The 3,114-nt window shown below is 72.8% G+C and carries 1 protein-coding gene; it reads left to right on the forward strand.

Annotation, left to right across the window (positions count from 1 at the left end; genetic code table 11):
* Window positions 1-259: 259 nt before the first annotated feature.
* The coding region (locus DQW85_RS11645; protein ID WP_240197095.1) for a glycoside hydrolase family 3 N-terminal domain-containing protein at window positions 260-3,114 on the forward strand (2,855 nt) is incomplete at its 3' end.

Consider the following 3,114-nt stretch of genomic DNA (forward strand, 5'->3'; position numbering starts at 1 on the left):
CTGACGCACACCATCGGCGCCATCGGCGGCGCCCTGGCGGCCTCCGGCGAGCCGGGCGACGGCTCCGGGGGCGTGGATGGCCCGCAAGGCGCCCCGGTGGCGCCGTCGGACGAGGCGCCGCTGTTCTGACGGCGCCTCTGGGCGGGGCCGCGCCCTGAGGGATAACAGGCGCACTAACGGCGACAACTCCGTTGATGTTATGAAATGTCCCCCACTCCCGATCATATCTGAGAGAGCGCTCTCTCCAGCGGGAGGTACTGTGTTCCGATTAACGACTCTCCTAGGCACGGTCGTCGCCCTGGTGGCCTCGCTCGCCGTCGCGCCACCCGGCGCGCAGGCGGGGGCCCGAGCGGCGGCCAACCGGGCGGATACGGCCCGAGCCGCGGCCGACCACACCGTCACCGACTTCGAGACCGACGGCCTGCCACCCGGCGTGGTGGCCTGGGGCAACGACGGCCCGTCCACCCCGTCCCTGACCGTCGAGCCCGGCCCCGACAGGCCAGGCGCCCCCTCCACCAACCGGGTGCTCAAGGCCGTCTACAACGTGGCCCAGTGGGGCGGCTGGTCCCATGACCTGGCAGCCACCCAGGACTGGTCCGCGTACGAGGGATTCTCGTTCTGGGTCAAGGGCACCGGATCAGGCCAGAAGATCTTCTTCGAGGTGAAGGACGGAGGCGCCGGTCCCGGGGCCTCCGAGCTGTTCGAGTCGTCCTTCACCGACGACGTCGCGGGGTGGCGGCAGGTGAAGGTGCCGTTCACCGGCTTCGTCCGCCGCGCCGACTACCAGCCCGGCGGCGCGCCCACCGACGGCGAGCTCGACCTGGCCGCCATGTGGGGCTACTCGATGCGACTGCCGGCCGCGTCGGGGACGCTGCTCTGGGACGACGTGCAGGTGTACGGCACGGCTCCCCCGCGCCCCGTACGGCTGGCCACGGACCGCCCGGTCTACACCACCGGCGAGAACGCGTCGGTCCGGGTCAGCGTCTCGGTGACGACGGCCACCGGCGCCCCGCTCCCCGCCGACCTGGCCGTGGACTACAGGACCGGCACGGGCACCGCCACGCCCGGCGAGGACTACACGGCGGCCGAGGGCAGGCTGACCTTCCCGGCGGGCACCGCCTCCGGCTCGGCCAGGTCGTTCACGGTCAGGACCCTCGGCGACAGGGACGCGGAGGTCGCCGAGACCATCCCCATCGTGCTGTCCGGCGCGGGCACCCGGCCTCCCGCCGAGACCCCGGCCGTCGTGATCAACGCGCACGGCCTGCCGTACCTCGACGCCCGCAGGCCCGTCAGGCAGCGCGTCGCCGACCTGCTCGGCCGGATGACGCTCGACGAGAAGATCGGCCAGATGACGCAGGCGGAGCGGGGCGCGCTGGCCACCCCGGACGACATCGCCACCCACCTGCTCGGCTCGCTGCTGTCGGGCGGTGGCTCCACACCGACGCCGAACACCCCGGTCGCCTGGGCCGACATGATCGACGGCTTCCAGCTCCGCGCCCGGCAGACCCGGCTGCAGATCCCGCTGATCTACGGCGTGGACGCGGTGCACGGCCACAACAACGTGGTGGGCGCCACGATCTTCCCGCACAACGCCGGGCTCGGCGCCACCCGCGATCCCGGCCTGGTCGAGCGGGTGGGGAAGATCACCGCTCGTGAGGTCAAGGCCACGGGCGTCCCGTGGAACTTCTCGCCGTGCCTGTGCGTGTCGCGTGACGACCGCTGGGGGCGGGCCTACGAGTCGTTCAGCGAGGATCCTGCGCTGGTGTCGCGGATGGCGGCGATCGTCGAGGGACTGCAGCGCAACGGGGTGCTCGCCACCGCCAAGCACTACGTGGGCGACGGCGGCACGACGTACGGCTCGTCCACGACCGGCGACTACACGATCGACCAGGGCGTCACCCACACCACCCGGGCACAGCTCGAGGCGATCCACCTGGCGCCGTTCGCCGAGGCGGTCAGGCGCGGAGTGGGGTCGGTCATGCCGTCGTTCTCCAGCGTCGACTTCGGCCAGGGCCCGACGAAGATGCACGCCCACCGCGAGCTGATCACCGACGTGCTCAAGGGCAGGCTCGGTTTCAAGGGCTTCGTCATCAGCGACTGGCAGGCCATCGACCAGATCCCCGGCGACTACCCGAGCGACGTGCGCACCTCGATCAACGCCGGGCTTGACATGATCATGGTGCCGTACGGCTACCCGGCGTTCACCAGCACGCTGAAGGCCGAGGTGGAGGCCGGGCGCGTGCCGGTGGCCCGGGTGGACGACGCGGTGGCCAGGATCCTCACTCAGAAGTTCCGGCTGAGCCTGTTCGAGCGTCCGTACGCCGACCGGTCGCGGCTGGCCGACGTCGGCTCGCCCGCGCACCGGGCGGTGGCCCGTACGGCGGCGGCCAGGTCGCAGGTGCTGCTCAAGAACGAGGGCGGCCTGCTGCCGCTGCGCCGCGACGCCAAGGTGTACGTGGCCGGGTCGAACGCCGACGACATCGGCAACCAGTCGGGCGGCTGGACCATCACCTGGCAGGGCTCCTCGGGGCCGATCACGCCGGGCACCACGATCCTGTCGGCCATCCGTTCGCGTGCCGCCTCGGTCACCTACTCTCGCGACGCCTCCGCCCCGCTCACGGGGCATGACGTGGGCGTCGTGGTGGTCGGCGAGACCCCGTACGCCGAAGGCCTCGGCGACGTCGGCCGGGCAGGGCGCACGCTGGACCTGTCAGCGGCCGACCAGGCGGCGATCGACCGGGTGTGCGGGGCGATGAAGTGCGCCGTGCTGGTCGTCTCGGGCCGGCCGCTCCTGCTGGGGGACCTGTCCCGGGTTCCGGCGGTGGTGGCGTCGTGGCTGCCGGGCACCGAGGGCGCGGGTGTGGCCGACCCGCTGTTCGGGGCCGTGCCGTACACCGGGCGGCTGCCGTTCACCTGGTTCCGTACGGCCGCGCAGCTGCCGATCAACGTGGGCGACGCGGCGTACGACCCGCTGTTCCCCTACGGCTGGGGGCTGCGCACCGATCCCGCCCGCGAGCGGCTCAAGGCGCTCAGGGAACGGCTCGCGTCGGGTGACGGCGCGGCGAGGGCCGCGGCGGCGGCGCTCGGCGGCGCGCTGCCGGAGCGCAACTGGAC

This window comes from Nonomuraea lactucae (assembly GCF_003313395.1).
In the GTDB taxonomy this organism is placed as follows: Bacteria; Actinomycetota; Actinomycetes; order Streptosporangiales; family Streptosporangiaceae; genus Nonomuraea; species Nonomuraea lactucae.